The sequence below is a fragment of the Streptomyces sp. CB01249 genome (genome assembly GCF_001905735.1).
In the GTDB taxonomy this organism is placed as follows: domain Bacteria; phylum Actinomycetota; class Actinomycetes; order Streptomycetales; family Streptomycetaceae; genus Streptomyces.
The window spans coordinates 159,685-182,053 of record NZ_LISW01000010.1; the positions used below are offsets into that span (position 1 = coordinate 159,685).

At 72.3% G+C, this 22,369-nt stretch carries 17 protein-coding genes; 9 read left to right on the forward strand and 8 right to left on the reverse strand.

Features of this window, described 5'->3' with window-relative positions:
• Positions 1 to 13 precede the first annotated feature (13 nt).
• The 5 genes from AMK18_RS32905 to AMK18_RS32925 form a co-directional block, all read right to left on the reverse strand.
• Positions 14 to 2,629 (reverse strand): helix-turn-helix transcriptional regulator, encoded by a 2,616-nt coding sequence (locus AMK18_RS32905; RefSeq protein ID WP_079199388.1) that lies wholly within the window; start codon positions 2,627 to 2,629, stop codon positions 14 to 16.
• A gap of 117 nt (positions 2,630 to 2,746) precedes the next feature.
• Entirely contained in the window at positions 2,747 to 3,538 is a 792-nt protein-coding gene (locus AMK18_RS32910; protein WP_073865710.1) for a thioesterase II family protein, read from the reverse strand.
• Positions 3,539 to 3,679: 141 nt separating this feature from the next.
• A complete protein-coding gene (locus AMK18_RS32915) occupies positions 3,680 to 4,432 on the reverse strand; it encodes an SDR family NAD(P)-dependent oxidoreductase (protein WP_073865711.1) in 753 nt (250 codons plus the stop codon).
• Between the two features lie 5 nt (positions 4,433 to 4,437).
• Positions 4,438 to 4,887, reverse strand: a complete 450-nt coding sequence (locus tag AMK18_RS32920) for an SgcJ/EcaC family oxidoreductase (protein ID WP_018105863.1) — start codon at positions 4,885 to 4,887, stop codon at positions 4,438 to 4,440.
• 35 nt (positions 4,888 to 4,922) lie between these two features.
• Positions 4,923 to 5,612 carry an SgcJ/EcaC family oxidoreductase gene (locus tag AMK18_RS32925; protein ID WP_018105864.1) on the reverse strand — a complete coding sequence of 230 codons (690 nt, stop codon included), beginning with the start codon at positions 5,610 to 5,612 and terminating at the stop codon, positions 4,923 to 4,925.
• A 104-nt stretch (positions 5,613 to 5,716) separates the two neighbouring features.
• On the opposite strand from AMK18_RS32925, the gene AMK18_RS32930 reads away from it, so the two are divergent.
• Positions 5,717 to 6,178, forward strand: a complete 462-nt coding sequence (locus AMK18_RS32930; protein ID WP_234011962.1) for a MarR family winged helix-turn-helix transcriptional regulator — start codon at positions 5,717 to 5,719, stop codon at positions 6,176 to 6,178.
• 197 nt (positions 6,179 to 6,375) lie between these two features.
• The gene (locus AMK18_RS32935; protein WP_073865825.1) at positions 6,376 to 6,732 is read left to right on the forward strand and encodes a hypothetical protein; all 357 of its coding nucleotides are present in this window, start codon (positions 6,376 to 6,378) and stop codon (positions 6,730 to 6,732) included.
• Positions 6,733 to 6,741: 9 nt separating this feature from the next.
• Here AMK18_RS32935 and AMK18_RS32940 read toward each other — a convergent pair whose 3' ends face one another.
• The 3 genes from AMK18_RS32940 to AMK18_RS32950 all read right to left on the reverse strand — a co-directional run bounded on the left by AMK18_RS32940 (position 6,742) and on the right by AMK18_RS32950 (position 10,443).
• Positions 6,742 to 7,398 (reverse strand): maleylpyruvate isomerase N-terminal domain-containing protein, encoded by a 657-nt coding sequence (locus AMK18_RS32940; RefSeq protein ID WP_073865712.1) that lies wholly within the window; start codon positions 7,396 to 7,398, stop codon positions 6,742 to 6,744.
• Positions 7,399 to 7,423: 25 nt separating this feature from the next.
• The gene (locus AMK18_RS32945; RefSeq protein WP_073865713.1) at positions 7,424 to 8,971 is read right to left on the reverse strand and encodes an ArnT family glycosyltransferase; all 1,548 of its coding nucleotides are present in this window, start codon (positions 8,969 to 8,971) and stop codon (positions 7,424 to 7,426) included.
• 116 nt (positions 8,972 to 9,087) lie between these two features.
• Entirely contained in the window at positions 9,088 to 10,443 is a 1,356-nt protein-coding gene (locus tag AMK18_RS32950; protein ID WP_073865714.1) for a carotenoid oxygenase family protein, read from the reverse strand.
• Between the two features lie 76 nt (positions 10,444 to 10,519).
• Here AMK18_RS32950 and AMK18_RS32955 point away from each other — a divergent pair, with 76 nt between their 5' ends.
• The 7 genes from AMK18_RS32955 (at position 10,520) to AMK18_RS32985 (ending at position 22,369) form a co-directional block, all read left to right on the forward strand.
• Positions 10,520 to 11,167: a TetR/AcrR family transcriptional regulator gene (locus AMK18_RS32955; protein WP_026171889.1), complete on the forward strand. Its 648-nt coding sequence runs from the start codon at positions 10,520 to 10,522 to the stop codon at positions 11,165 to 11,167.
• Between the two features lie 274 nt (positions 11,168 to 11,441).
• On the forward strand, positions 11,442 to 13,427 hold the full coding sequence (locus tag AMK18_RS32960) for an ASPIC/UnbV domain-containing protein (RefSeq protein ID WP_376453560.1): 1,986 nt from the start codon (positions 11,442 to 11,444) through the stop codon (positions 13,425 to 13,427).
• Complete coding sequence (locus AMK18_RS32965) at positions 13,424 to 14,419, forward strand: enediyne biosynthesis protein (RefSeq protein WP_073865716.1); 996 nt, start codon at positions 13,424 to 13,426, stop codon at positions 14,417 to 14,419. Before AMK18_RS32960 ends, AMK18_RS32965 begins: the two co-directional genes overlap by 4 nt.
• Positions 14,416 to 20,313 carry a type I polyketide synthase gene (locus tag AMK18_RS32970; protein WP_274535321.1) on the forward strand — a complete coding sequence of 1,966 codons (5,898 nt, stop codon included), beginning with the start codon at positions 14,416 to 14,418 and terminating at the stop codon, positions 20,311 to 20,313. The genes AMK18_RS32965 and AMK18_RS32970 overlap by 4 nt, the downstream gene beginning before the upstream one ends.
• A gap of 2 nt (positions 20,314 to 20,315) precedes the next feature.
• Entirely contained in the window at positions 20,316 to 20,789 is a 474-nt protein-coding gene (locus AMK18_RS32975) for an acyl-CoA thioesterase (protein ID WP_018105874.1), read from the forward strand.
• Positions 20,786 to 21,331, forward strand: coding sequence for a flavin reductase family protein (locus AMK18_RS32980; RefSeq protein ID WP_018105875.1), 546 nt, complete (start codon positions 20,786 to 20,788; stop codon positions 21,329 to 21,331). The genes AMK18_RS32975 and AMK18_RS32980 overlap by 4 nt, the downstream gene beginning before the upstream one ends.
• A gap of 39 nt (positions 21,332 to 21,370) precedes the next feature.
• The gene (locus AMK18_RS32985) at positions 21,371 to 22,369 is read left to right on the forward strand and encodes a DUF1702 family protein (RefSeq protein ID WP_073865718.1); all 999 of its coding nucleotides are present in this window, start codon (positions 21,371 to 21,373) and stop codon (positions 22,367 to 22,369) included.

Below are 22,369 nucleotides of genomic sequence, written 5' to 3' on the forward strand. Positions count from 1 at the left end.
CCGTCTTGCGTGCTCACTGGACTCCGACCCGCCCGAGAACGTCGAGCTGCAAGTCGATCGGCAGGTCCTGCCGGCGGGAAATGTTGAGCTTGCGGTAGATCCGCGTGAGGTGCTGCTCGACCGTGCTCGTCGTGACGAACAGCTTGGCCCCTATCTCCCGGTTCGTGTATCCGGCGGAGGCCAGGGACGCGACGCGCCGTTCGGACTGGCTGAGGACGGCCACGTCGGGCTCGGGGGCCGCCGCCGCGCAGCGTTCCGCCTCGGCGTCGGCGTCTCCGCGTCGGCGGCCCGGCAGGATCTCCCCGCACAGCGGTGTCGCGTCGCACTCGTCGGCCAGTCTCCACGCGCGCCCGATGACGGAGCCCGCGCGCGGCCCCTCGCCCAGGGTCTGGAGGTTCCGGCCGAAGTCGGCGACGGCCTTGGCGAGTTCCAGGCGGTCACCGCAGCTGCGCAGGTCGGCGACCGCCCGGGTGAGGAGGGCCGGCCGGTCGTGGGTCTCCTCGGTCGCGGCGTGCAGGCGCAGCGCCATGCCGCGGGTCCGCGCGCCGATACCCGGTACGGCGAGCTGCGCCGTGGTCAGCACGCGTGCCTCACAGGGGCGGCGCAGGCGCAGCAGGGCGTCGGCCGCGTCGATGCGCCAGGGCAGACCGCCGGGGTGGTCCAGGCCCCACCGTCCGGCCAGGCGGCCCACGTCGAGGAACTCGCTCAGGGCGGCCTGGGCACGGTGCGTGGCCAGGTAGTACCTGCCCCGTGCCTGGAGGTACGGCAGGGCGTGCACGGTGCGGGGCAGGTGGTCGGGCAGGGGCAGCGGAAGGTGCCGGGCGGCGTCGTCGTAGCGGCCCATGGCGGTGAGCGCGGTGACGAGGACCGCGACGGGGCGGTACATGAACGTTCCGCCGCGTCCCGCGACCGCCGCTACGGCGGCGCTCGCCGCGCGCTCGGCACCGGCGAGGTCGCCGAGGTGGGTGAGTGCCTCGCCGCGCAGCGAGGCGAACATGGCCTGCCAGCCGCGGGCCCGGCGGTGTTCGGCATCGGCGTGCAGTTTCCGGCACCGGACGGCGGCTCGGCGCGGGTGTCCGGTGTGCAGCAGGATGCGTACGGCCTGGACCAGTGGTTCGAAGGTGTCGTGTGCCAGCGGGGTGCCCTCGATCAGCCGTTCGGCGGCGGATGCGTCCCAGGGGTCGCCCGGGTGGGTCCACAGCGCGGCGCAGAGGGGGGTTGCGTCGCTGTCGGCGGCGGGTGGGACCGCGAAGAGGTCGCGCAGTGCGTCGGCGCCGGAGGGCACGAGCCGCAGTACCTCCGCCGCCTCCGCCACCCGTCCCTGGGCGACGAGCAGGCGGGCCAGCGACCCCGTGGGCGCGCCGGGGCGTCCGGCGCGCAGTGCGGCGAGCGGGGCGTCGAGGTGCTGTTCGGCGGCGGCAGGGGTGAGGCGCCAGGTGAGGGCGGCGAGTTGCAGGCCGATCCGCCACCGGGTCGGTTCGTCGTCGGTACCGGCGTGGGCGAGTTGCAGGCAGGCGGCGGCGCGTTCGGCCTCGTCGGCGGCGAGGGCCTGCTGTCCGGCCTCGCAGAGCGTCCGCACGGCCCAGTCCCCGGGGGCGCTGCCGTGGGCGCGCAGGTACGAGGCGACGGTCTCGGCCTCGGCCCGGTCGGCGTACAGCGCCTCGGCCGCACGCCCGTACAGGCGGGTGCGCTCGGCGGCTCCGAGGGTTTCCAGCGCGGCGGCGGCGATGTCGGGGTGGCGCAGTCCGGGCCCGTCGGCGAGTCCGGTCTCGTCCAGCGCGGCGAGGGCCCGGGCGGCTTCCGCGGGTGCTGCCCCGGCGATGGCGGCGGCGCGGTCGAGGGTGGCGTGGGTCCCGAGGACGGCCAGGGCGCGGGCGAGGTCGCGGGCGGGGCGCCCGCAGCGCTGGAGGCAGGCCCGCACCGCGTCGGCGAACGGCCCCGCCGGTTCGGGGTGGGCGGTGTCGTACTCGGACAGCAGGGCCCTGAGCAGCAGCGGATTGCCTCCGGTGCGCGCGTAGAGGCGGTCGGCCGATTCGCCGGGCACCCCGCCCCGGCGGCGGTCGCGCAGGAGGGCGGCGGTGGCGGCGCGGTCGAGACGGCCGAGGCGGATCCGGTCGAAGCCCGGGTGGCGCAGCAGTTCGGTGACGGCATCGCGGGCGTCCGCGCCCGGACCGCCGAGGGGGCCGGTGAGCACGATGAGCAGGCCGGTGCCGCGCGGAGCCCTGATCGAACCGGTCAGGAAGGCGAGGGAGGCCGCGTCGGCGTACTGCAGGTCATCCAGGCAGATGACGAGCGGTGCGGGGCCGTCCAGCCCCCGGACGGCCGCGGTGAAGGAGGTGGCAGCGGAAGCGTCGGGGGCGGCCCCGGGCGTCCGCGCGGAGTGGGTGCGCAGTGCCTCGGCCCACTCGTCCAGCGCGCGGTGGCCCGCGGCGGGTCCTTTGGGGGTGGCAGCGGCCCACAGCACGGTCGCGCCGCGTTCGCGGGCGGTGTCGGCGATGGTCCTGAGCGTTTCGGACTTTCCGCACCCGGAGGCGCCTTCGATGAGCACGATGGCGGTGGCACCGGTCTCCGCCGCCGCGAGGGCGGCGTTCAGCCGGGCGAGTTCGGTGTCCCGGGACAAGAGCGTCATCAGCCGTTTCCCCCGTTGCGCAGCGTCACTTGTCCGCCCAGCGTAAGGACCGGCCGAGGGGCCGGCCCACGCTCCGCAGTGGCCAGTTATTGCCTGGCCACAACTCCGCGCGCCGGGTCAGCCGACGGCGGTGTCGAACCGTTCCTGGCCCAGGGCCGCCAAGTCGTCGGCGATGGCGCGGGTCACCGCGTCCTGCTGCGGAGTGAGGTAGAAGTGGCCGCCGGGGAAGCTGCGGAAGGTGAAGTTTCCGGAGGTGTGTTCGCGCCACTCCATCGCCTCGTGCAGGCTCACCCGGGGGTCGGACTCCCCGGTGAGCACGCTGAGCGGGCAGCTCAGCGCGCGGTCCCGGCCGGGGTCGGGCTGGTAGCGGTACGTCTCGATGGCCTTGAAGTCGGCGCGGATGGCGGGCAGCACCATGCGGACGATCTCCTCGTCGGCGAGCACCCCGGGGTCGGTACCGGCCAGTTGACGGATCTCCGCGATGAGGGCGTCGTCGCCCTTGGTGTGCACGCTGTCGGGGCGCGGCATGTGGGGGGCGCGGCGGCCGGAGACGATCAGGCCGAGCGGCGGTTCGTTCTCGGCCTCCATGCGGCGGGCGAGCTCGAAGCCCAGTACGGCGCCCATGCTGTGTCCGAAGAGGACCAGCGGGCGGTCGGCCCAGGGCCGCAGCGCCTGGTGGATGCCGTCGACGAGTTCCTGGGTGACGGTGAGCGCAGGCTCGTGGCGGCGGTCCTGGCGGCCCGGATACTGGATGGCCAGGACGTCGGCGTGGGCGGACAGGGCCTGGGAGAAGGAGAAGAAGGCGGAGGCGGTGCCCCCCGCGTGCGGGAGGCAGACGAGGCGGTACGGCTGCTCGGGGGCCGGGTGGAAGCGGCGGACCCACAGCTCCGTGTCGGTGTCGATGCTCATTCCCGTTCCTGCTCCCTGCTCGTTGCCCGGTACTCGTCGCATGCGCGGAGGGCACGGTAACGGCGGGTGGTTAAGCCGTACTTGTGCGGAGGTCGCCACCCGGCTCCACGCCGAACTCTTCGGCCTCCGGGCGGCGCGCTCCTACCCCGGTCCCGCGAGCAGGGCGAGGGTCCTGCGGCGGGGCAGGAGGCGGGTGGTCAGGAGGGCGAGCAGGCGGTTGGCCCGGCCCGGGACCGTGGTCGGCCCGTCCTCCTCGCGCAGGGCGCGCAGGGCCGCGGCGACGACCTGTTCCGGCGTCCCGACCAGGGCGGCGGGCGCGTCCTCGTGGCGCTGGGACTCGGTCGCCGTCATGCCGGGGCAGAGCGCCAGCACCCGGATGCCGGTGTCGCGGTGGGCCGTCCAGAGCGCTTCGGTGAGGGCGGTGGTGTACGCCTTGGTGGCGCTGTAGACGGCGAGGTCCGGCTTCGGGGTCCAGCCGAGCGTCGAGGAGACGTTCAGCAGGGCGTCCCCGGGGCGGGCGTGGCTCAGGAAGGCGTACGAGAGTGCCGTCACGGCGCGGCAGTTGAGGTTCAGCATGTCCTCGGCCCGGGACAGCGGGGTCTCCGTGAAGGGGCCCGTGGTGGCGGTCCCGGCGTTGTTGACCAGCAACTGGACGCGGGTGCGGGCGATCAGCTCGCCGGTGCGGCGCACCCCGTCCTCGGTGGCGAGGTCGGCGGCCAGCCACATGTGGCCGGGGCCCAGTCCGTCGGTGAGGGCCCGCAGCCGTTCGGCGTCACGGGCGACGGCGATGACCCGGTGGCCGTCGGCGGCCAGGCGGTGGGCGAAGGCCCGGCCGATCCCGGCGCCGGCACCGGTGACCAGGGCGGTCGGGCGGTCGTCGGTCCGCGTCGGCACGGGGGTCACCCCGCCGAGGGGCGGGTCGCGGGCTGGGCGCGGAAGGAGAACGCCTCCATCAAGCGGCGGCGCGCGGTCTTCTGCACCGCCGCGATCCCCCAGGTGCCGTCGCCCCGGCGCACCAGGGTGTACGTGGCGATCTTGTCGTGCCGCCCTTCCTTGGCACCGTGCTTGCGGACGGCCCCCCGGGTGACGGCCACGGCGGTGTCCGGGCCGTGGAACCGCACGCCGATCACGTCGAGGTCGAGCCGGGTCCCCTTGAGGAAGCTGTCGAACAGGGCCTGATGGGCGCGCCCGATCTCGGCGCCGCCCTGGTAGACGGTGCCCACGTACGTGACGTCGGTGGCGTCCTCGGTGAAGCAGGCGCCGTACGCGGCTCCGTCTCCGGCGGCCCAGGCGGCGGCGCTTCGGTGCAGCAGGGCGTGGACGGCGGTGGTGTCCTCGGTGGTGGTCATGCCGGTGTCCTTCCGGGGGTGGTGGGCGGGCGGGGTCACTTCTCGGCCTTCGGGGCGGTGGCCGGGTCCCAGAGGAAGGACAGGCGCTCCATGACGTTCTGACGCTGCGTGTTGTGGAAGGCGGCGATGCGCCAGTGGCCGTCGCCCTCGCGGACGAGCGTGTACGTCTGGGTCTTGGTCAGGTCCGCGGCGGACGGCGCGTCCCCCTTGTAGGTGTCGCCCCGGCTGGTGACGACGGCGGTGTCGGGGCCGTAGAACCGGATGCCGAGGAACGAGTCGGCGAGGCTGGTGCCCTTGACGAACCCGCCGAACAGGGCGCGGTGGGCGTCGGCGATGTCCTCGCGGCCCTGGTAGTGGGTGCCTACGTAGGTGGTGTACGTGGCGTCCGCGGTGAACTGCTCGCCGTATCCGGTGGCGTCGGCGCGGCCCCAGGCGTCGGTGAGGTCGCGCAGGGTGTCGCAGACGGCGCGCTGGTCGTCGGCCGTGGCCGTGCCGGACGGGGTGGCGATACGGGTCGGGGTGACGGCGCTGCACTCCGCCTCTCCGAGGACCTTGGGGTCGGAGGTGGCGTCGAGCCAGAAGTAGCCGCCGCCGGCCGCGAGGACGGTGACCAGGGCGCCTCCGATGAGGACCCGCTTGACGGTGCGGCGACGGGAGCGCGGCTTGGGGGCGGTCGGCTCGGGTGCGGTGGTGTCCGGGGTCTCGGTGGCGGTGCTCATGCTCATGGTTCCCTCCGTGGTAACTTCACAGACAGAGAAGATGCTGCGAAGCATCTTCTTCCTCGAAGATGTCTCTTCGTTGAGGAAGAGATTATGGAGTGGAGGAGCCCGTGTCAACACCAGCCATGCCGTCCGGCGCCAGTGAGACCTACCGCCGGTATCTGAGCGCCGTCATGCTGCACGGCCACGCCAGCGCCAAGGCGTGCGAACTGGGCGCCACCGACCTGTACGCGCTCAACATCCTCGGCCTCACCGGGCCGTTGACCCCTGGTGAGCTCGGCGCGCGCACGGGGCTGACCACCGGCCCCACCACCCGCCTGATCGACCGGCTGGAGGCGGCGGGGTACGTGCGCCGCGCGCCGTCCCCCGACGACCGGCGCAAGGTGATCGTGGAGCCCGTCGGTAAACCGGCCGGACTGGACGAGGCGATGGCCCCCGCCCGGAAGCGCATCGGCGAGCTCTTCGCCGGCTACACGCCCGACCAGCTCGCCGTCCTGTTCGACTACTTCGCGCGCGCCTCGGACGCGTACCAGGCCGCCGCCGAGCAGCTGCGCGGCGCCGGTTCCGACTGAGGGTCCGGCCGAAGAGGGCACCGTCCGGCTCTGCATGGAGTACGAAGAATCGTTACGCCCGGCTCCGCGCGGGTGACCTCGCGCGTCCCGGGGCCGGGCTCAGGGAAAGGACCTGCGGGTCCGGCAGCTCGCCGGGCCCGGCGTCGGGGCGGCCGTACGTGCTCCGGATCGGTACGGGTGCAGTGGACATGGGTTACATGAGGCTTCGTCATGGGGCGGCCGCCGCGTTCGGCGCGCTCGCTCTCCTCGCCGCGCAGCCGGGGTCCGCGAGCGCCGCCGTGGGGGACTTCTCCTACACGTACGCCGGGCTCGACGGCATGCCGCGCACGGTCACCCTGCACGATCCCCAGAGCCCGGGCTGCGTCACGCTCCCCGAGGTCGCCGACACCCGGGGCTCCGAGCCCGCCTACGCCCCGCAGAACGAGACCGCCGAGTGGGTCATGGTGTTCACCGGCACCGACTGCACCGGCGACTCCTGGACCCTGGGCCCGCACGGGCGGCCCACGTCGGAACGGCTCGAGCTGCGCTCGGTGTACCTGACCGGGCGTCACTAGCGGCTGTCGTCAGCCGAGGATGAGCGGGAGCCGTGCCGCCAGGGCGCCCAGGTCCGCCGTCTGCGCGGGGGTCGGTGTGCTGCGGCCCGTGCCGGTCCGCAGCGCTTCGGTGTCCGTGAGCGAGGCGGGGAACGCGGCGCCCGCGACGGCCTCCAGCGCGGTCCGGGCCACGGCCAGGGTCTCGGCGGGCGGCCCGGGGGCGGCGGGCAGGTGGGCCACGAGGTCGAGGTGGTGCAGGGTGCCTTCGAGGACGTACGCGGAGAGGTAGTCGGCGACCGTGAGGACCATGTCCTGCGTACGGACCCGGGCGGCCGGGTCCGCGAGACCGGCGGCGCGGACGGCCGCCGTGCCGACGTCGTCGATGTGGTGCTTGAGCCAGCGCGGTTCGCCGTACGCGGCCGCCAGCCGGGGGATCAGGGCGTCGAGCGGGTCGTCGCCCGTCGGGGGTTCGGGGAGCAGCGTCCAGTAGCCGGGCGCGTCGGTCGTGGCGGGCTCGTCGGCGGGGGTGACCAGGGTGATCAGGACGTCCTGCGCGTCGATGACCAGGTGACACACCAGGTCCCGGACGAGCCACCCCGTACAGCCCGAGGGTTTGTCGAAGTCCTCGTCGGGAAGACCGGCCACGGCGTCGAGCAGCGCCGTCCAGGAACGCGAAAAGGAATGCATGGGCCCACGCTAGGGGGTGTGCGCCTCATCCGTAGTGACGCAACTGCGGCCACATCTCGGCCCAGGGGTGGCGCGGCCCCGTACAGACGTAGACGTGTCCGCCCCATTCCACGTTGTGCATGCCGTACGGGTTGGTGAGGCCGGCGGCCACGGTGACGTGCCGGAAGTACCTGCGCAGCTGGGCCTCGTAGCCGGGGGCGTGCTCCGGGCCGGGGGCTACGGCCAGGACCGTGGTGGCGGCCGGGTCGCCGGGGCCCCACCACCAGTCGGTGTTGTGGGCGCTCACGGCGTGCGGCAGGCCGGTGCCGCGCCCGAGTTCGTTGATGGCGCCCGCTTCTCCGTAGTCGGCCGTGTAGATCACCGCGTGGGCGCGCTGCTCCTGGGGGAGGCCGTCCCACACCTGGCGCACGGTGGTGACGAGTTGGGGCCAGCCCAGGGTCTCCCCGGTGTTGGTGCTGACGCCGTACGTCCAGGCGACCGCGCCCGGCGGCAGGACGGGCAGGACGATGACGGCGAGCACCGCGGTGGAGACGGCGGTCGCGATCGTGAGGGAGCGCATGCGGTCGCGTCGGGCGCGCAGCCATCCGTCGAGCCCGACGGCACCGGCCGCCAGCAGGCACACGTACAGCCCGCCCAGGTAGTAGATCTGGGCGCCCGTCGTCACGGCGAACAGCACGAACAGCACGGCGTACGCGGCGACCAGGCACTGCCACAGGGGCCGCCCCGAGCGCCAGAGGAAGCGCAGGCCGCCGAACCACAGGACCGCCGTGGCGAACCCGGCCGTGGCGAGCTGCCCGACGATCCAGGTGGGGATGTGCCCGGGGCCGCCGTTCTTCTCGTTGAGCGCCCGGGTCATCTCGAACATGGCCCAGTCGTGGTGCGCCTGCCACCACAGGTCCGGCAGCACGAGCAGCACGGCGAGCGCCGCCCCCGCCAGGAGCCACCGGTCGGCCACCGTGCGCCGGGCCGGGCCGAGCAGGACGGCGGCCACCAGCACGACTCCGAAGATCCCGGCGAGGTGGTTGAACTCGGCGCCGATGCCGACGAGCGCCCCGGCCGCGAGCCACCAGCGGGTGTCACCGGTGCGGCCGATCCGTACGACCACGAGCGCGATCGCCGCCCAGGCCAGCACCTCGTACGCCGTGGTATTGGCGAGGTGCGCGCCGCCCAGGAGCACGGGCATGGCGGCGGTCGCGACCGCCGCGAGGAGCTGCGTCCGCCGGGCCCCGCCGAGCTCCCGCGCCGTCAGCCCGCCCACGACGACCGTGCCCGCCGCGGCGAGCGCGGGCCAGAGCCGCAGCCCGGCCTCCGAAACGCCGAACAGCTCCAGCGAGACGCGCGCCAGCAGCGGGGCCAGGACCGGCTGGTCCACGTAACTCGCCTGGAGGTGCCGGGCGCTGTCGAGGAAGTACAGCTCATCGATGTGGAAGCCGTAGCGCGTGGACAGCGCCATGAGGAGGACGAAGACCGCACCGGCCACGAGGAGAACGCGGCGGTCGGGCGGGGCCAGGGGCCGGCTCGCGGTGTCGGGTGCGGGTGCGCCCGACGCAGGTATGTCCGTCTCGTCCGCCATGTCGTCCGTCCCCCCGGTGCCGGCGTCCCGGGGCGTCGTCCGTGGCCCGGGCGGCCCGTGTGCTGCGGGCCGCCCACACCTTAAGGCCAGGCGAGGTCGTCCACGGCGAGGAACGGTTAGGCGGCCACCCACTCGGCATGGAACCCGTGCGGGACGCGCACCGGCAGCCGTACGACGGCGACCGGCCGCCCGGTGAAGTCCGCGGTGTCGATGACGACGAGGTCGCTGGTGCCGGAGGCAGAGTCGAAAACGGCACTGAGCAGATAGCCGTCTCCCTCCGGGGCATTGGCGGAGCGGGGTACGAAGACCGCTTCGCCGCCCTCGCGTCCCGGCCCGAAGCGGTGCCGGTCGACACGGCCCCTCACGAGGTCGTGGCGCAGCAGCGCGGGCCCGGCAAGCGCGGCGCCCCGGTCCGGGTGCAGCTCCACCGTAAAGGCGTAGCGGTACGGGGAGCCCGCGTACCGGTCGTCCATGCGGGGGAACTCCTGGATCTCGCCGGACAGCCGGTCCTCGGTCACGAGGCCGCCGGCCCGGTCCACGGTCCAGCGCCACAGGGTGGGCGCCGACTCGCTGGGATGCAGGGGATCGCGGTCGAAGGCGCGCTCGTGGCGGATGACGTCGATGACGATGTGGCGGCCACGGCTGTACGCGTTGACGGGATGGAAGACGAAGCACGGGGCGACGCTCATCCACCGCACGTCGGCGTCCGTACCCTCCCGGGGGAGTATGCCGAGGCGAGCCTCATGGCTGTCGTTCCAGGTGTACGGGACGCGTGAACCCGCGGCCGCCGCCCGGGCGTCGTAGGTGACCGGCAGGTCGTAGATGATCGCCTCGCGGTCCGTCAGCGAGAAGGCGTGCATCATCGGGGTGTCCTTCACCGTGATGTTCTCGCGTCGGCGCACCCGCCCCGACGCGTCCAGCGTCAGGTGGTCGACCCCGGGGCGGCCCGGCTCGTACGCCACCGCGTGCATCTCCTGGGTGAGCGGATCGACGACGGGGTGGGCGCTGAAGCCGCCGGGCAGGGTCCCGTCGAAGTCGACCCGGTCGAGCGTCTCCAGCCGGTCGCCGAGCCGGGTGGGCAGCGCGCCGCCGTCGGCGAGCGCGAGGGTGTGCCCGGCGTGCCGGACGAGCGCGCAGTTGGTGTTGTCCGACAGGCCGTGACGCGGCCCGGGCGTGGGGAGTTCGCCGAGGGCGCGTGCCACCCGGTCCGTGCGCACCCAGCGGTTGCGGTACCACTCGGCGCGGCCGCCGCGCAGCCGCAGGCCGTGCACCATCGCGTCGCCGGCGAAGGAGTGGTCGACGGCCGGGTCGTGGTCGTCCAGCGTGTTGGGGCCGATCCGCAGGAAGGTGCCGTCGAGCTCGGCGGGCAGCTGTCCGCTCACCGCGGGGAAGGGCAGGGTCACCTCTTCGCGAACCGGCCGGTAGCCGCTGCTCAGCAGATGTGACGTGCTGTGCCGGTGATGAGTGGGCATTGCTGTCCATCCTCACGAATCGCTGTTACGTAACATCGTTATGGCAGCGTTGCACCGGCATGACAGGATGTCAACCGTGAGCCCACGGACAGCGAATCCCGCTCTTGGCGTACAACTCCTCGAAGCCGCGGCACAGCTCCTCGCCGAGGAGGGTCCCGCCGCACTGTCGACCCGTCGTCTCGCCGCGGCGGTGGGTGCCTCGACGACGGCGGTGTACACGCACTTCGGCGGAAAGAGCGACCTGGTCAGGGCCATGGTCAAGGAGGGCTTCCGGCTGCTCGACCGGCGACTGCGGGAGGTGCCGGAGTCGTCGGACCCGGTCACCGACATCTGCTCCCTCGGGGTGGCCTACCGGTGCAACGCGCTGGAGCATCGCCACCTCTACGGGGTGATGTTCGGGGGCGCCGTCCTGGGCGGCTTCTCGCTGACCACGGAGGACCGCCAGCACGGCCGCTACACCCTCAACGTCCTGGTGCGGGCGGTGGAGCGCGGCATGGAGACGGGTCGGCTGCACCCGGGGGACGCGTACCTGGTGGCCCATCAGCTGTGGGTCGCGCTGCACGGTCTCGTGACGCTCGAACTCGGCGACTACCTGGTCGAGCCGTACGACGCGAACGTCTGCTTCGAGGCCCAGCTCACCGGCCTCCTCGTGAGCGTCGGCGCGGCCCGGGACACGGTGGCCGCCGCGCTGCGGCAGAGCTGCGACGGCACGGACGCCCCCTAGAGGGCCCTGGCGCGACCTCCCGTACCGACCGCGGGGACAGTGCGGACGCGTGCACAGCACGTTCGCGTAAATCCGTGACACGGCGTCACGGCTTCTCCCGCGATGAACCTCCTTCGAGAATGCTCTCTTACGCCGAAATCGAGTAGTCCGCCGAGGCCGGACCCGCTTCAAGCAATGTCGGAGAGGCAGTGCGCGCTGCCGTCGCTCATTCTCGGAACGCGAACCCGTGCAGGACAAGCCGTCCAGCTCTTTGTGGTAAGTGAGGGGGAGTGCGATGAATCAACGCGAGCGCTTTCGCAGAATAACGCCAGGTGTAGTGACGGTGCTGGTGGCCGCGTCCCTGTTCTTTGCGGTCCGGAGTTCCGTCGCAGTGGCGGGCGGTGACGAGGCCGCCGCAAAGTACAAGTTCCAGGAAATGCCCATCGCGCTGCCACCCGGTTACAACTCGCAACCGATGAATACGGTCCGCAAGGTGAACCCGGCGTACGAGAAGATCCGGTCCTGGATCTCATCCGTGGGTGCCGGTATCGCGATCAACGACCTGGTCGGCAACGGCAAGGCCGACGGCATGTGCATCGTCGACACCCGTACGGACCAGGTCGTCGTGACGTACACGCCGAACGCCGTCAAGGAGGACCGGTTCACCCCGTTCGTCCTCGACGGGTCCCCGCTCCCGATGGATGACGCCATGGCGCCCACCGGCTGCGCGCCCGGCGACTTCAACGGCGACGGCAGGATGGACCTGATGGTCTCCTACTGGGGCCGTACTCCGATCGCCTTCATGGCCAAGGAGAGTGCGACCACGCTGTCGCCCGACGCGTACGTGGCCCGCGAGGTGGTGCCGTCCAAGAGCATCGACGGCGCCTACCACGGCCCCCGCTGGAACACCGACGCCCTGTACGTCGGTGACATGGACGGCAGCGGACACCCGTCCGTCGTCGTGGGGAACTACTTCCGGGACTCGGACGTGCTCGACCCGAACGGTCTCGACAACGTGGGCATGAACGACTCGCTGTCCAACTCGAAGAACGCGGGCGGCGACCACGTCATGCGCTGGACGGACGCGACCACCGGTGACGAACCCGGTGTCTCCTTCGTGGAGGAGAAGGGGGCCATCCCCTACAAGGCGTCCACCGGCTGGACCCTCGCGGTCGCCGGGGCCGACCTGACCGGCGACGACCTGCCCGAGCTGTACATCGCCGACGACTTCGGCCACGACCACCTGCTCTACAACCGGTCGACCCCCGGGCACATCAAGTTCACCGAGGCCACCGGCAAGCGCACGCCGACCACGCCCAAGTCCTTCGTGCTCGGCAAGGGCTCGTTCAAGGGCATGGGCGTCGACTTCGCCGACGTCGACCACAACGGCAGCTTCGACATGATGGTCAGCAACATCACCGTCGCGTGGGGCCTGGAGGAGAGCAACTTCCTCTGGAAGAACAACGCCCGCGACGAGGCCGCGATGGCCCGCAAGCTGGCCGACGGCGAGGCACCGTTCAAGCAGGAGGCGCAGGAGCACGGCGTCGCGTGGACCGGCTGGGGCTGGGACACCAAGATGGCCGACTTCCTGAACAACGGTGAGCTGTCGATCCTCCAGGCCACCGGCTTCGTGAAGGGCAAGATCGACCGCTGGCCCTGGCTCCAGGAGATGGCCATGGCCAACGACAACCTGCTGTCCAACCCGAAGATGTGGCCGAACGTCCAGCCCGGTGACGACATCGCCGGCGACGACATACTCGGCTTCTACGCGAAGACCGAGAGCGGCAAGTACGCCAACGTCTCCAAGCAGCTCGGTCTGGACGTCGAGACCCCGACCAGGGCACTCGCCACCGGCGACGCCACCGGGACCGGAACGCTCGACTTCGCCGTCGCGCGGCAGTGGGGCCCGCCGGCCTTCTACGCCAACCAGGCGCCCGCCAAGGGCCAGTACCTCGGCCTGCGGCTGTACCGGCCGGCCACCGGCTCGGACAAGGACGCGGGTAAGGGCATCGCGAACATCGGCGCGCCGGCCTACGGCGCCACCGTCAAGGTCACCACGGCCGCCGGTACCCAGGTCTCCCACCTCGACGGCGGCGGCGGGCACAGCGGATTCCGCAGCTTCGACGTGCACTTCGGGCTCGGCAAGCACACCGGTCCGGCGACCGTGGAGCTCTCCTGGCGCGACGCGGACGGCGGCAGGCACCGCACCACCCAGAAGCTCACCCCCGGCACCCACACGTTCATGCTGACCGACACCGCGCAGGAGGTTGCCAACCGATGACCGACGTCGCCTCTCCCCCAGCCGGCTCCCCGCCGGCGGCCAAGCGCGACCCGCGTTACCTCGCGCTGCGCAACTTCGCCATCTCGATGAGCGTGTTCAACATCCTCGGCTACACCGTGCTCGGTTTCGAGCAGCCGTGGCTGTGGCCCATCATCGCGATCGTCGCCGGATATGTGACCGAGATCCTCCTGGAATTGCTGAGTTCCTGGGCACAGCGCCGCTCGCCGCGCTACCAGGGCAAGGGATTCCGCGGACTCTACGAGTTCCTGCTGCCCTCGCATATCACCGCGCTGGCCGTGAACATGCTGCTGTACGCGAACAATCAGATTCTGCCGATTCTCTTCGGCGTGTTCGTGGGTGTCGCGGGCAAGCACGCTCTCCAGGCACCCGTCGCGGGCCGTATGCGGCACTTCATGAATCCGTCGAACTTCGGCATCACTCTCGCGCTCGTCTGTTTCGGATCATGGGTGAGCATCGCGCCGCCCTACGAGTTCACCGAGAACGCCGACACATTCTTCCGGATGGCGATTCCGCTGATCATCGCCACCGCCGGAACCATCATCAACACGGCGCTCACGAAGCGGACCGCGCTGATCGTCGGCTGGCTCGGTGCCTTCGTGATCCAGGCCCTGATCCGGCACTGGTTCTGGGACGTGGCCCTGGCCTCCGCGCTCGGACCGATGAGCGGTGTGGCCTTCATCCTCTTCACCAACTACATGATCACCGACCCGGGCACCACCCCCACCAAGGGGCGCAACCAGTTCATGTTCGGGTCGTCGGTCGCCATGGTCTACGGCGTGATGATGCTCTTCAACGTCGTTTACACCCTCTTCTTCGCGACCACCGCGGTCTGCGCCCTGCGCGGCATCGGCTGGTGGGTCGCCCACTTCATCCAGCGCCGCAAGGCGTCCAGGATCTCCGGGAGCGGCCAAGCCGGCGGCCCGAGCCGGGCGCTCGACGACAAGACCACGATCGAGGCGGTGGCCGCATGACGTCCTCCCCCCCTACGCAGCCCGCCGGGATCGCCGTCGTCGGTATGGCCTGCCGCTACCCCGATGCGGACAGCCACGAGGAGCTGTGGCAGAACGTCCTGGCCGGTCGGCGAGCCTTCCGCAGACTCCCGGACGAGCGCATGCGCGCCGAGGACTACTACTCGCCCGACCCCGCGGCCCCGGACCGCTTCTACTCCAGCAAGGCCGCCGTCATCGACGGCTTCGCATTCGACCGGGTCAAATACCGCGTCGCGGGCAGCACCTTCCGCGCCACCGACATGACGCACTGGCTCGCGCTCGACACCGCCGCCCGGGCCCTGGAGGACGCGGGATTCCCGCTGGGCGAAGGGCTCGGTGACCTCAACACCGGGGTCATCCTCGGCAACACCCTGACCGGCGAATTCAGCAGGGCCAACCTGATGCGGCTGCGCTGGCCCTACGTGCGCCGCACCGTCGGCGCCGCACTGCGCGAGCAGGGCTGGGACGACGACGCGCTGGCGAAGTTCCTGGGCGAGCTGGAGGAGCGCTACAAGAGCCCCTTCCCGCCGATCGGTGAGGACTCCCTGGCCGGCGGCCTCGCCAACACCATCGCCGGACGGATCTGCAACCACTTCGACCTCAAGGGCGGCGGGTTCACCGTCGACGGGGCCTGCTCCTCGTCGCTGCTCTCCGTCGCCACCGCGTGCGACGCCCTGGCCGACGGCCGGCTCGACGTTGCCGTGGTCGGCGGGGTGGATCTCAGCATCGACCCCTTCGAAGTCATCGGCTTCGCCAAGACGGGCGCCCTCGCCACCGGTGAGATGCGCGTCTACGACCGCGGGTCCAACGGCTTCTGGCCCGGTGAGGGCTGCGGCATGCTCGTCCTCATGCGCGACCGGGACGCCGTCGCGCAGGGCAAGTTCCGCTACGCCAACGTCGCCGGCTGGGGCTACTCCTCCGACGGCCGGGGAGGGATCACCCGGCCCGAGGCCAGCGGACACCGGCTGGCCCTCCAGCGGGCCTACGCCGCCGCCGGGTTCGGCATCGAGACCGTCGGCTACTTCGAAGGCCACGGCACCGGTACGGCCGTGGGCGACGCCACCGAACTGCGCGCCTTCTCGGAAGCGCGCCGCGCCGCCGACCCTGACACGGAACCCGCCGCCATCAGCACGGTCAAGGGAAACTTCGGGCACACCAAGGCCGCGGCAGGCGTCGCCGGACTCATCAAGGCCATCCTCGCCGTACGCCACCAGGTCATCCCGCCCGCGACCAGCCACGTGGACCCGCACCCCGAACTCACCGGCGACCGGCCGGCCCTGCGGGTCCCCAGCGACGCGGAGCTGTGGCCCGAGGACGCCGCCATCCGCGCCGGTGTCTCCTCCATGGGATTCGGCGGGATCAACGCCCACGTGGTGGTCGAACACGCCGACGGAGTACGCAAGGAGGCCGTCGGCCGCGTCACCCGGCAGCTCGTACGGTCGCGGCAGGACACGGAACTGCTGCTGCTCGACGCCGAGACGACGGCCGAGCTGCGCGGGAAGGCCACCCACCTGGCCGCCTTCGTCCAGAAGCTGTCCTTCGCGGAACTGGGCGACCTCGCCGCCACCCTTCAGAGCGACCTCGACGGCCGGCCGGTCCGGGCCGCCGTCGTCGCGGCCACCCCCGAACAGGCGGAAAAGCGCTTCACCAAGCTCCTCACGCTGCTGGACGGCGGGGCCCGGTCGGCGCTCGACATCGACGGCGGAGTGTTCCTCGGCGGTGCCACGCCACAGGCCCGCATCGGGTTCCTCTTCCCCGGCCAGGGAGCCGGCCGGCGCGCGGACGGCGGTGCGCTGCGCCGCCGCTTCGCAGCCGTCGACGAGCTGTACCGCGCTCACCCGCTGCCCGCCGAAGGCGACCTGGCCGACACGGCGGTGGCCCAGCCGCGCATCGTCACCTCCTCCCTCGCGGCCCTGCGGGTGCTCTCCGACCTGGGCATCGAGGCGGTGGGCGCGGCCGGTCACAGCCTCGGCGAGGTCACCGCCCTGCACTGGGCGGGAGCCACGGACGAAGCCTCGGTGCTGCGGATCGCGGCGGAGCGCGGCCGGCTCATGGCGCAGGCGAGTGCGGGCGGCGGCGGCATGGCGGGCATCTCCGCCCCCGCCGACGACGTCGAACCGCTGCTGGCCGGTGAACCGGTCGTGATCGCCGGCTACAACGGCCCCCGGCAGACCGTGATCTCCGGCCCCGCCGACGCCGTCCAGCGGGTCTGCGCCGCCGCCTCCGCCCGGGGACTGGGCACCGCGGCCGTCAACGTCTCGCACGCGTTCCACTCCGAGGCCGTCGCCCCCGCGGCCGAAGCCCTCGGGACCTTCCTGCGGGCGCAGGAGTTCACCCCGCCGGCCCGCCGCATGATCTCTACGGTCACCGCCGACGAGGTCACGGCCGGTACCGATGTGCCGGAGCTGCTGACCCGGCAGGTGCGGCAGCCGGTGCGCTTCGCCGAAGCGGTCCAGACCCTGTCCGCCGACGTCGATCTGCTGCTCGAAGTCGGCCCGGGGAAGATCCTGCGAGGACTGGCCGAGGACATCGCGCCCGGCGTGCCCGTCGTCTCGCTCGACGCCGACAGCACCTCGCTGTCCGGACTGCTGACCGCCGCAGCGGCCGCGTACGCCCTCGGCGCGCGCCTGGAGTCCGGCGCGCTGTTCAAGGGCCGCTTCACCCGGCCGCTGCCCCTGGACAAGGAATTCCGCTTCTTCGCCAGCCCGGCCGAGTCCACCCCCGACGTCGACCTGCGCTTCACCGACGTACGCGTGGACGAGCCGCCCGCCCCCGCGCAGGCGGACGAGACCGCGGAAGGCGCCACGGGCGGCGGAGGCGACAGCCTCTCGGTGGTCCTGCGCCTGGCCGCGGAGCGTGCCGAACTCCCCATGGAAGCGGTCAACCCGCACAGCAACCCGCTCGACGAACTGCATCTGAGCTCCATCACCGTGACCCAGATCATGAACCGCGCGGCCCAGGAACTCGGCATCACCGCACCCATGGTGACCACAGCGTTCGCCACCTCCACGCTGGCCGAGCTCGCGGGCCTGCTCGACGGGTTGCGGGAGACCGGCAAGGCCGACGACGGGGCGGAGGAGTCCCGGATCGCCCAGGGCGTGGCCCCCTGGGTGCGCGCCTTCGCCATCGAGTTGGTGCCCACCGAGCCGGGCCCCGCCACCGTGCGGGGGTCCGCAGCCGGGCACGGGGACTGGGAGCTGTTCGCATCCGAACGGCACCCGCTCGCGCCCGCGCTCCACGAGGCGCTGTCCACCGCGGGGCTCGGCGGCGGCGTGCTGCTGTGCCTGCCCAGGGACTGCGACGAGAACCACACCCCGCTGATGATCGCCGCCGTCCGTGCCGCGCTCTCCCGCGGCGCCTCCCGCTTCCTGGCGGTGGGGGACCGGCGCGGCGCCGCAGGTCTGGCCAAGACCCTGCACCTGGAGGCGCCGGACATCGCGACCACCGTCGTCACCCTGCCGCTGCCCGACGACATGCCGGCCGACCGCGCCCGCGAACTGAGCGCCCGCATCGTCACCGACGTCGCGGCGACCGGCGGATTCAGCGAGGTCCACTACGGGCGCGACGGCCGTCGCACCGTACCCGTCCTCCGCGCGCTGCCCCATGTCTCCCCGGCCGGTGAGCATGACGCGGACGCCGGGGCGGGGCAGGCACTCGGGGCCGGGGACGTCCTGCTGGTGACCGGCGGCGGCAAGGGCATCACGGCGGAATGCGCCCTCGCCCTGGCCGTCGGCACCGGAGCCGGAGTCGGCCTGCTCGGCCGGTCCGACCCGGCGACCGACCCGGAACTGCGGGCCAACCTGCGCCGGATGACCGCGGCGGGCGTCAACTTCCGTTACGTGAGCGCCGACGTCACCTCCGGCGACGAGGTCAAGGCGGCGGTCGCCGAGATCGGCGAAGCGCTCGGACCGGTCACCGCCGTGCTGCACGGCGCCGGCCGCAACGAACCGCACGCCCTCGCCAACCTGGACGAGGCATCGTTCCGCCGCACGCTCGCCACGAAGATCACCGGACTGGAGAACGTGCTCACCGCCGTCGACCCGGCCGCCCTGCGTCTCCTGCTGACGTTCGGCAGCATCATCGGCCGGGCCGGGCTGCGCGGCGAGGGGGACTACGCCACCGCCAACGACTGGCTCACGGACCTGACCCTGCGGGTGCAGGAGGACTACCCCGACTGCCGCTGTGTGGCGCTGGAGTGGTCCGTCTGGTCCGGGGCCGGGATGGGCGAACGGCTCGGCGTGCTGGAGTCGCTGGTCCGGGAGGGCATCGAGCCGATCCCCACCGAGGACGGCGTGGCCATGCTCAAGCACCTGCTCGCCGAGGGGCGGACACCGTCCGCCCTGGTGGTGATGGGACGGGCCGGCGGCCTGCCCACACTGACCCTGGAGACCGCCGACCTGCCGCTCATGCGCTTCGTGGACCGCCCGCAGGCCCACTACCCGGGCATCGAACTGGTCGTCGACTCCGATCTCAGCGCCTCCGACGACCCCTATCTGTCCGACCACGAGCTCGACGGCGACCTGCTGTTCCCCGCGGTGCTCGGCATGGAGGCCATGGCCCAGGCGGCCGCGGCGCTCACCGGGTTCGAGGGCGCGCCCGTCCTTGAGGACATGGAGTTCCTCCGCCCGATCGTCGTACCCCCGGACGGCCGGACCACCATCAAGGTCGCGGTACTGGCCGAGAGCCCCGGCGCCGTGAAGGCCGTCATCCGCAGCAGCGAGACCGGCTTCCAGGCCGACCACTTCCGCGCCACGCTCCGCTACGACCGCCCGGAGCCGGAGGACACCGGGCCCGTCCCCGTATCCGACGACGCGCCGCGCATCCCGCTGGACCCCGCACGGGACCTCTACGGACCGGTCCTCTTCCAGGGGGCGCGCTTCCAGCGCCTCGCCGGCTACCGCCAACTGGCCGCCAAGAAGTGTGTCGCCGAGATCGCGGACATGGCCACCCTCCCCTGGTTCGCCCGGCACCTGCCCGACGAACTCGTCCTCGCCGACCCGGGGACACGGGACGCGCTGATGCACTCCATCCAGTGCTGCGTACCGGACGCCACGCTGCTCCCGGTGAGCGTGGAACGCCTCCACCTGGCGGACCCCGCCGCCGCGCGCGGCGACAAGCAGGTGACGCTGCACGCGCGGGAGCGGTCGCGCAACGGGGACACGTACGTCTACAACCTCGACGTCCGCGACCAGCTCGGCACCCTGGTCGAACGCTGGGAGGGGCTGGTCCTCCAGGCGGTCCGCAAGCAGGACGGCACCGGTCCCTGGCAGCCCGCCCTGCTCGGCCCCTACCTGGAGCGGCGCGCCGAAAGGCTCCTGCCCGAGGCCGTACGGTGTGTCGTCCGGCCCGACGGCGAGGCACCCGGGGAAGGGCTGACCGCCCGCCGGAAGGCCACCGCGGAGGCCGCCGGCTGGGCCCTGGGCCGCCGGACCACGGTGGACCACCGCCCGGACGGCAGGCCCGAGATCGCGGGCGGACCGCGGATCTCCGCCTCGCACGGCGCGGGGGTGACCCTGGTGGTGACCAGCGAGGCACCGGTGGCCTGCGACGTACAGCAGGCCGAGCACCGCTCCCCGGAGGAGTGGGCGGGGATGCTCGGAGCGGAAGGCACCGCCCTCGCCCGACTGATCGCGGCCGAGCACCACGAGGAGCCGTCGGTCGCAGCCACCCGCGTGTGGAGCGCGGTCGAGTGCCTGCGCAAGAGCGGACGTGCGGTCGCCGCGCTCACGATGGACAGCACACCCGACGCCGAGAAGCACTGGGTGGTGCTGCGCTCGGGAGAGGCCCGCATCGCGACCTTCCCGACATCCCTGGAAGGGGTCGGTGAGCCCGTCGTCTTCGCGCTCATGGCCCAGCCCGTGGAGAGGAACGACTAACGATGTCGCCGTACTACGAGTACCGCCACCTGGTCGGGTTCGAGGACACCAACCTGGTCGGCAACGTCTACTACGTCAACTACCTGCGATGGCAGGGCCGGTGCCGGGAGATGTTCCTGCACGAGCGCGCACCCGAAGTGCTCGCGGACATCCAGGACGACCTGAAGCTCTTCACCCTCAAGGTCGACTGCGAGTTCTTCGCGGAGATCACGGCGTTCGACGAGCTGTCCATCCGTATGCGCCTCGACGACCTGACCCAGACCCAGGTGGCCTTCAGCTTCGACTACGTCCGGGTGCGACCGGACGGGACCGAGGACCTCGTGGCCAGGGGCCGGCAACGGATCGCGTGCATGCGCGGCCCCAACGCGGACACCCGCCCGGCACGGGTGCCCGAGGCGCTGCGCAACGCGCTCGCGCCGTACGCCGCACCCGGGCAGGGGCAGCTCATCGGTACGACGAGCGGGGCCGGGGCATGACCCTCGTAGACCGGCTTTCCGTGGGCCCGCCGCCCGCGGCGGACCCGACGGGCCCGGACCTCGCACTCGGTGAACTGCGCGGTGTGCTGGGGCGCTTCGCCACCGGGGTCACCGTCCTCACCACGGGCCGGGACACCCCCCAGGGCATGACCGCGAACTCCTTCACCTCCGTCTCGCTCGAACCGCCGATGATCCTGGTGTGCGTCAAGCGCACGGCGGCGCTGCACGACGCCATCCTCACCGAGAAGGCGTTCGCGGTCTCGGTCCTGGCGGGCCATCAGCAGGATGTGGCCAAGTACTTCGCGGACCGCGGCAGGCCGCGCGGCTCCCGTGAATTCGAGACGGTCGACTCCACGCCGGGACAGCACACCGGGGCCCCCGTCCTGACCGACGCTCAGGCATGGCTGGAATGCGGCCTTGCGGCGGTGTACGACGGCGGTGACCATTCCATCTTCCTGGGCTCGGTGCTCGACATCGGGCGCCGGGAGACCGACGACCCGCTGCTGTATTTCGGCGGCGGATTCCACCAGCTGCCGGCCTGACCGGACCACCGAGACCGACCACCAAGGGAGAGCTGCCAGATGGCCACACCGCTCGGTTCGCTGCGTAGGCTCGTGCTCGCCCCTTCGCTGCACTCGGTCAGCTTCGCCGGCCGGAAGTTCCCCGTCACCCGGACCCCGGCCACGGACCGGCTGGAAATGATCCCCCAGTCGGTCGTCGTCGGATTCGAGTGGGGCATCGAGTCCCGGGGCACCGCGGAGGTGGAACAGCGGCTGGCGATGGTCGAACCCGAGATGCGGGGCTTCGCGTACGAGGGGGCCGCCATGGCGTTCACCGTGCGCGACGCGATACGCGGGCACCGGACCGGGGAGCTGATCCTCGGCTCCGGCCGCCCGCACTTCTTCCTGGCCTACATAGGCATCGGATTCGCCATGGCGCGGCTGCCCCGCCCGCTGTGGCGCAAGATACTGCCCGACCTCAGCGACATCCCGTTCCACCCCACGATGAGCTGGCTGGCCGTCGACGGATACGGCTTCGACCTCGCGTACTTCCATACGGCGCGCTGGGTCGACCAGCAGCAGCGCCCCGTGCCCTACCCCTGGGAAGGGCACCCCGGCTACTTCCTGCGGGCCGTCGACCAGGGCATCGGACGGGCACTGTGGTTCATCCACGGCGGCCGCCCGACCGCGGTGGCCGCGGCCGTGGCACGGTTCGCCGAGGACCGGCGGGCCGACCTGTGGAGCGGCGTCGGTCTCGCCGCGACCTTCGCGGGCGGCGCGACGGCCGCAGAGCTCGGCCGGATGCGGGACACGGCCGCCCGTGACGGCTACGCCGGGGACCTCGCGGTCGGCGCGGTGTTCGCCGTCAAGGCGCGGCACTACGCGGACTTCGTACCCGGGCACACGGTCGCGGCGGCGTCCGCACTGACCGGACTGCGCATCGAGGAAGCCGTGGACCTGGCCGACCGCACCGAGGTCGAGCGCACCGGCACCGGACCCGAGCCGCAATACGAGCTGTGGCGCCGGAACATCCGCACGCAGTGGCTGAGCACGGTCGTCACCCCTTCCCACAAGGAGTAG

What these genes read in the sequence shown, in the direction of transcription:
- AMK18_RS32950 (WP_073865714.1), bottom strand. Translation starts at nt 10,443, where the DNA reads ATGCCCACTCATCACCGGCACAGCACGTCACATCTGCTGAGCAGCGGC.
- AMK18_RS32980 (WP_018105875.1), top strand. Translation starts at nt 20,786, where the DNA reads ATGACCCTCGTAGACCGGCTTTCCGTGGGCCCGCCGCCCGCGGCGGAC.
- AMK18_RS32905 (WP_079199388.1), bottom strand. Translation starts at nt 2,629, where the DNA reads ATGACGCTCTTGTCCCGGGACACCGAACTCGCCCGGCTGAACGCCGCC.
- AMK18_RS32985 (WP_073865718.1), top strand. Translation starts at nt 21,371, where the DNA reads ATGGCCACACCGCTCGGTTCGCTGCGTAGGCTCGTGCTCGCCCCTTCG.
- AMK18_RS32940 (WP_073865712.1), bottom strand. Translation starts at nt 7,398, where the DNA reads ATGCATTCCTTTTCGCGTTCCTGGACGGCGCTGCTCGACGCCGTGGCC.
- AMK18_RS32910 (WP_073865710.1), bottom strand. Translation starts at nt 3,538, where the DNA reads ATGAGCATCGACACCGACACGGAGCTGTGGGTCCGCCGCTTCCACCCG.
- AMK18_RS32970 (WP_274535321.1), top strand. Translation starts at nt 14,416, where the DNA reads ATGACGTCCTCCCCCCCTACGCAGCCCGCCGGGATCGCCGTCGTCGGT.
- AMK18_RS32920 (WP_018105863.1), bottom strand. Translation starts at nt 4,887, where the DNA reads ATGACCACCACCGAGGACACCACCGCCGTCCACGCCCTGCTGCACCGA.
- AMK18_RS32975 (WP_018105874.1), top strand. Translation starts at nt 20,316, where the DNA reads ATGTCGCCGTACTACGAGTACCGCCACCTGGTCGGGTTCGAGGACACC.
- AMK18_RS32965 (WP_073865716.1), top strand. Translation starts at nt 13,424, where the DNA reads ATGACCGACGTCGCCTCTCCCCCAGCCGGCTCCCCGCCGGCGGCCAAG.
- AMK18_RS32935 (WP_073865825.1), top strand. Translation starts at nt 6,376, where the DNA reads ATGAGGCTTCGTCATGGGGCGGCCGCCGCGTTCGGCGCGCTCGCTCTC.
- AMK18_RS32960 (WP_376453560.1), top strand. Translation starts at nt 11,442, where the DNA reads ATGAATCAACGCGAGCGCTTTCGCAGAATAACGCCAGGTGTAGTGACG.
- AMK18_RS32945 (WP_073865713.1), bottom strand. Translation starts at nt 8,971, where the DNA reads ATGGCGGACGAGACGGACATACCTGCGTCGGGCGCACCCGCACCCGAC.
- AMK18_RS32925 (WP_018105864.1), bottom strand. Translation starts at nt 5,612, where the DNA reads ATGAGCATGAGCACCGCCACCGAGACCCCGGACACCACCGCACCCGAG.